7 protein-coding genes and 1 pseudogene are annotated in these 5,768 nt (G+C 67.6%); 5 read left to right on the top strand and 3 right to left on the bottom strand.

Annotation, left to right across the window (positions count from 1 at the left end):
- Positions 1-338: hypothetical protein (locus H1D24_RS41375; protein WP_181662935.1), on the bottom strand; the 338-nt coding region annotated here is incomplete at its 3' end.
- Between the two features lie 387 nt (positions 339-725).
- Between H1D24_RS41375 and H1D24_RS41370 the strand changes: the two genes are divergently transcribed.
- From H1D24_RS41370 to H1D24_RS41360, 4 genes and pseudogenes are all read left to right on the top strand, one after another.
- Entirely contained in the window at positions 726-956 is a 231-nt protein-coding gene (locus H1D24_RS41370) for a hypothetical protein (protein WP_181662934.1), read from the top strand.
- 369 nt (positions 957-1,325) lie between these two features.
- Positions 1,326-1,898 (top strand): telomere-protecting terminal protein Tpg, encoded by a 573-nt coding sequence (tpg, locus tag H1D24_RS44465; RefSeq protein ID WP_445194929.1) that lies wholly within the window; start codon positions 1,326-1,328, stop codon positions 1,896-1,898.
- Positions 1,899-1,931: 33 nt separating this feature from the next.
- Complete coding sequence (locus H1D24_RS41365; RefSeq protein ID WP_181662933.1) at positions 1,932-2,516, top strand: DinB family protein; 585 nt, start codon at positions 1,932-1,934, stop codon at positions 2,514-2,516.
- Between the two features lie 45 nt (positions 2,517-2,561).
- A pseudogene (locus H1D24_RS41360) lies at positions 2,562-3,377 on the top strand (IS5 family transposase).
- Positions 3,378-3,570: 193 nt separating this feature from the next.
- Here H1D24_RS41360 and H1D24_RS41355 read toward each other — a convergent pair.
- Complete coding sequence (locus H1D24_RS41355; protein ID WP_181662932.1) at positions 3,571-4,173, bottom strand: TetR/AcrR family transcriptional regulator; 603 nt, start codon at positions 4,171-4,173, stop codon at positions 3,571-3,573.
- A gap of 89 nt (positions 4,174-4,262) precedes the next feature.
- Between H1D24_RS41355 and H1D24_RS41350 the strand changes: the two genes are divergently transcribed.
- Entirely contained in the window at positions 4,263-5,186 is a 924-nt protein-coding gene (locus H1D24_RS41350; protein ID WP_181662931.1) for an oxidoreductase, read from the top strand.
- On the opposite strand, the gene H1D24_RS41345 is transcribed toward H1D24_RS41350, so the two are convergent.
- Positions 5,183-5,701 (bottom strand): hypothetical protein, encoded by a 519-nt coding sequence (locus H1D24_RS41345; RefSeq protein ID WP_181662930.1) that lies wholly within the window; start codon positions 5,699-5,701, stop codon positions 5,183-5,185. The two genes, H1D24_RS41350 and H1D24_RS41345, sit on opposite strands and share 4 nt — an antisense overlap.
- Positions 5,702-5,768: the final 67 nt, after the last annotated feature.

Below are 5,768 nucleotides of genomic sequence, written 5' to 3'. Positions count from 1 at the left end.
CATTCTCCCTGCGGATCGAAGCAGACGAGTCCATGCTCGCGGGCCAGTTCAGCGGCGTACTCGGACACTTCCTCGGCCTTGCCGTAAGACATGAGCAGGTACACGATCGGGCCCGATGCCTCATCGATCACCGGTGTCGACGCCCACACGACGTGGCGGTCGACGTCATCTGGGTACCGCGCGACGAGGGCTTCCACGTACGCCACGACGCGCGGCGCCGGAGGCACGACGATATCGTCCGATTCCAGGTAGCGCTCGTAGAGCTCGTCGTACATCGAGCCCGCTTGGCGGTTGTCGAATGGACGGTCGCCGTCCCACACAGCAAGGTCATAGCTCACAGGCGCATCGTCGCAGGCAGCAGTTCTGTCAACGCCAGCAGGTCCTGCGTTCGCATCTCCGCCAGTGATCCGTAAGAGAGCTCCTAGTCGGCGGGATCGACCGGATCAAGATCACTCTCTGCCACGACTACGGCGGCTCCCACCAGGCGTGCTCACCTCCCCAGAAATACTCCCGGTCCTGACCCACTCCGAACTGGCTATGTCCACGAGAATCAAAACTCGTGTACATCACCTGTCCGAGCAGGCAAACGACTCCCTGACTCGCCAACAAACGACGTCACGAGACGTGAACATAGCCAACCACTTCACTACCGGATGGATGGGCTACTTCCAGCTCGCGGACACCCCCAGGGTGTTTGAGATCTGGACGAGTGGTTCCGCCGCAGGATGCGACAGATCCGCTGGATGGAATGGAAGATCTCCAAGGCCCGGTTCAGGAGCCTCCCCGCGCTCGGCATCGCCGAGTGGCAAGCCCGCGAATGGGCGAGTAGCGGCAAGGGCTACTGGCGGATTGCGGGGTCTGGCGTCCTTCAGCGGGCGAAGCCGAACTCCCACTGGGAAGACCTGGGTCTGCGCATGCTCAAGCCGACCTGGCAAGGGTTGAGATCAGACGGTTGAGATCAGCTGGATGAACCGCCGGATGCGAGGCCCGCATGTCCGGTGGTGTGGTAGGCGGGTCGGGCGGCCCGACCCGCCTACCCGATTATCCGCGGGGATCGGATGTTCGTGCATGCGACGCCGTGTCCACCGCCGCCTGCGCGGCCGGGGTTACAGAACCGGTCGGCTTCGCGGCGAGAGCCTGGCCGACGAAGTCCCTTACGAGCGCTGCGGTCTCGGGCACCGTGACGTCTTTCGGCCACCGTCGCGCGGTGCCACCAGCATTCCAGCTCGAATCGGTGCGGCCCGTACTGAAGTTCCACGCACCGGGCCTACGGCCGGCGCGTGCAGGGCGTGCCTTCCACACCAGGCCCTCGTCAACGAGGTCCAATGCAGGCTCATCCCTCACCTCGCCGGTTGCGACGTGTCGTAAAGCTGCTGCGGGATCGAGGTGCGGCGCTCCTGCGCAGTCTCGTACGGGCAGCGCCGTTCTCGACTCGCCGGTCTCCGGCCCGGGCCGAGCTGGCGAAGCCGCAGAAGAAGCTCCAGGCGGCCCTGGTAGAGGAGACCGCCTCGGAGTGGCAGCCGCAGGTCAGGGCACAGGCGAGGGAGCGCGCGGCCACCACGGGCGGCATGCAGGTGGAGGTTCACGCCTACTTCGGATTCACCTGCACTGGTTCCTCGGACGACGGCCGTGATCGGTTCATCAGCACGCCGATCTCGCCCGCCTACGCCGCCCAGATCCTCCAGCTCCAGGAAGCCGGTGCGACAGAGGAAGAGCTGCATCCGGTCGTTGCGCAGGCCATCACCGAGTCGTATTTCACCGACTGGGGCACCCGCGCAGAGGGCCCAAGAGGTTGTCGCACGTGGCAAGTTTCGCGAGCTTCTTGTAGCAGGTCAGGGCGGCGGCCATGGCCAGGCCTCGGCTCTGCCAGTCGTTGCGGACCACGTACGGGATCTTGAGACCACGAGCAGCCCATGGCAGGCTCATGCCGCATGATCGATGAATTCGCGAAAGACAACCTGCACGGGAGACTGCGGCGGGACCGCATGGCGCTGCTCTGGAAACTCGACGGCTTGTCCGAATACGACGCCCGCCGACCTTTGACAGCGACCGGGACCAACCTCCTCGGCCTGGTCAAACACGTGGCCACCGTCGAGGCCAGGTACTTCGGCGAGGTCTTCGACCGCCCTTCCCCGGAACCGCTGCCCCGGTGGCAGGACTCCAACGGCAGCGATCTGTGGGCGACCGAGGACGAGACCCGCGATCAGATCATCGGGTTCTACCGGCGCACGTGGGAACACTCGGACGCGACGATCAACGAGCTTCCCCTCGACGCCCCCGGCCACGTGCCGTGGTGGCCGGAGCCTTATCCCAACACGAACCTGTTCGCCATCATGGTCCATGTCCTCGGCGAGTCCATCCGGCATGCCGGGCACGCCGATATCCTGCGCGAGGGCCTCGACGGCCGGACCGGGGTGCGCGCCGAAAACGAGAAGCAGATCGACGAGGAAGCCCGTGCAGCCTACTGCGCGAAGATCGAGCAGGCCGCCAGGTCGTCCGCACCAACCAAGGCTTAGAGGTTGTCTCACGTGACTTGATGTTCGTGCGGCACGATGCCGGTCGTGGGTGCTGATCCATCGAAGCGTCTGGTTCCTGATGAACTCTGGGAGCCGGCCGCCCCGTTGCTGCCGTCGTTCGCTGCTCGTCCGCAAGGTGGTGGGACCGCTCCGTGTGACGAGCGGGCCGTGTTCACGGCAGTGGTGTACGCGCTGACCAGCGGCTGTGCCTGGCGGCATCTGCCGCCGACGTTCGGCACGTCGCCCGCCACCGCGCATCGCCGCTTCACGGTATGGACCGAGGCCGGCCTGTGGCGTCGGCTGCACCGGGCGGTGCTGGACGAACTCGGGGCCCGGGGCCAGGTGGACTGGACCTCGGCGATCATCGACGCGGCCTCCGTTTGCGCCAAAGGGGGGATCGCTGACCGGTCCGAACCCGGTCGATCACAGCGAGAAGGGCAGCAAGCTGCACGTGCTGTCCGATGCCCAGGGCATCCCGCTCGCCGTCGCCGTGTCCGGCGCGAACATGCACGACAGCCTCGCCCTCAAGCCGCTCATCCGCGGCACACCCGCCGTCCGGTCCCGCCGGGGCCACGGCGGCGCCGACCCGTCAAACTCCGCGCGGACAAGGCGTACTTCTCCGCCGAACACCTGGGCTGTCTGCGCGAGCGCGGGCTCGTCGCGCGCATCGCGCGCCCCGGCATCGAGTCCGGCGAACGCCTCGGTGGGCACCGCTGGAAGATCGAACGGTCGATCGCTTAGCTCTTCGGCTACCGTCGCCTCACCGTCCGATACGAACGAAAGGGCTCGCACTTCCTCGCCTTCCTCGGCCTGGCCGCCGCCCTGACCTGCTACAAGAAGCTCGCGAAACTTGCCACGTGAGACACCCTCTAAACCTTTTGTTACTGAGCGCTCTAGTTGGCCAGTGAGCGTTCTAGTTGGCCGCAAGGAGACGGCCGGAGCGTCATCGCCGTAGGGGTGCGGTTGTCGGGCTGCTGCTGGCTCGTTGCGGCTGGTCGCGCAGTTCCCCGCGCCTCTGGCGGCGTTGTCGCAAGGCGGCGTGAAAATGCGACCGTTATCGGGGCTTCAGGCCGTGGAGCAGGTGGTGGACCAGGGTCTCTACGCCTGCCAGGGCCGCCTCCGGGGTCAGCATGCCGCCGGCGATGAAAGCGGCCATGCCATGGAGGGTGGCGCCTGTGACGAGGTTCAGGTCCTCGGGGTCGCCCGCGATGATCTCGCCGCGTTTCTGGGCGTCCGCGACGACCTGGGCGAGGTTGCCCACCGTCCGCTCGACGGCGGCGGCCATCTGTTCCGAGGCGTCGGGGTCGTGCTTGCGGGCGTACATCAGCTCCAGCAGCTCGGCGTTGTCAATGGCGAAGCCGAGGTAGGCCCGGGCGAGGGCCGTGAGCCGGGGTTCGAGGGGAAGTGCAGGGTCGTCGGCGGCGTCCAAGGCCTGGCCCAGCCGCTCGTACCCGGCCAGCGCCAGGGCGTTGAGCAGGGCCTGTTTGTCCTTGAAGTGCCGACCGGGCGCGGCGTGGCTCACACCGACCTCGCGGGCGAGCTCGCGTAGCGACAGGGAACCGACTCCCTTCTCACGCAGGGTGCGTTCTGCGGCTGCGAGCAGGGCGGCGCGCAGGTCTCCGTGGTGGTAGGGGCGGCTCTCGGGCATGTGGGACATCGTAACTCGATGTAGGCACCGCCAGCATAGTTGCCATCGACACCATTGTTGTCATTGACAGCATTGTTGGCGACGCCTACATTCGATCCATGGCTGAGAAGACGAAGAGCAACGCATGGAACGCGAGCCGCCTCCCCGACCTCACCGGTCGCACGGCGGTGGTCACCGGCGCGAACAGCGGCATCGGCCTCACGGCGGCGGAGTCGCTGGCGCGTGCGGGAGCGCACGTGGTCTTCGCCGTACGGGACCTGGAGCGCGGTCGTGGAGCGGCGGCAACGGTGAACGGCAGTACGGAGGTACGGCGTCTGGACCTGGCGGACCTGTCCTCCGTACGGGAGTTCGCGGACGCCTGGGAGGCCCGGCCGCTGGACCTGCTGATCAACAACGCGGGCGTGATGATGCTGCCGAAGCAGCGGACGGCGGACGGCTTCGAGATGCAGTTCGGCACGAACCATCTGGGCCACTTCGCGCTGACGAACCTGCTCCTGCCGCACATCACCGACCGGGTGGTGACGGTGTCCTCCGGCGCCCACCGCTGGGCCGACGGACGGATCCGCTTCGAGGACCTGAACTGGACGTCCGACTACGACCCGCGGCGCGCGTACGCCCAGTCGAAGCTGGCGAACCTCCTCTTCACACTGGAACTCCAGCGCCGCCTGACGGAGTCCGGCTCCCCGGTCCGCGCCCTTGCCGCCCACCCCGGCTATGCGGCGACCAACCTGCAGAGCCATGCCGCGAGTCCGGTGATGCGGGTGTTCATGAAGGTCGGCAACAGGTTCTTCGCCCAGGACGACAGGGCGGGCGCCCTGCCGACACTGTACGCCGCGACGCAGGACCTGCCCGGGGCCAGCTACGTGGGCCCGGACGGGCTGGGCGAGATGCGGGGTGGGCCGACGCTGGTCGGACGGTCGGCGGCGGCGAGCGACGCGGCGGTGGCCCGACGGTTGTGGACGGTGTCGGCAGAGCTGACGGGCGTGAGCTGGCCGGTGGAGCAGCTGGCCGCCGGGCGCTAGCGGCCGACGGTGCTCCAGTCGGTGGGGGCGGGAGGCACCGAGCGGCCTGCGGCGTGCTCGCGGAGGCGCCGGGTCAGTTCCGGCAGGTCGTACGCCGGAAAGCTCACCTGGAGCAGCTGTAGGCGAAACCGCGATGGCAGCTCCTCCTGGAACATCGCCGCGTCCATCGGCTTGATCGTCACGTCCCATGCGTCCGGAGCCGCCCAGTGCGTCATTCGGACGTAGAACGCGTCCCGCGGGCCGGCGTTCGCCACGGCCGAGAGGAAGGCGAGGCCGCTGTCGACCGGGAAGTCGATGAGCATCCAACCGCGCCTGGACTCCACCCACTCCGCCATGTGCGGCAGCGTCTCCGGCCAATCCGCGTTGCTCTCGCCGACGTCCTGGCAGCAGGTGAAGGTGTCGAACCCGCACTCCCAGATCGCCTGGATCGTGGGTGCGAGCTGCTCGTCGATCTGTGCGTGCCGGTCGCCCACCCGGACGAGAACGGTGGGGTGGGTGCCTTCGTAAGACGTCATCGAGCGAGCATAAGAGCGGGGTACGACACCCGGGCGGGCGCCCCCGGCCAGTTGTCGTACAGCTCGC

Source organism: Streptomyces himalayensis subsp. himalayensis (assembly GCF_013778455.1).
GTDB classification, from domain to species: Bacteria; Actinomycetota; Actinomycetes; order Streptomycetales; family Streptomycetaceae; genus Streptomyces; species Streptomyces himalayensis.
The sequence above is the reverse complement of the archived record's forward strand: the minus strand, read 5'-3'. Positions and strand labels throughout refer to the sequence as shown.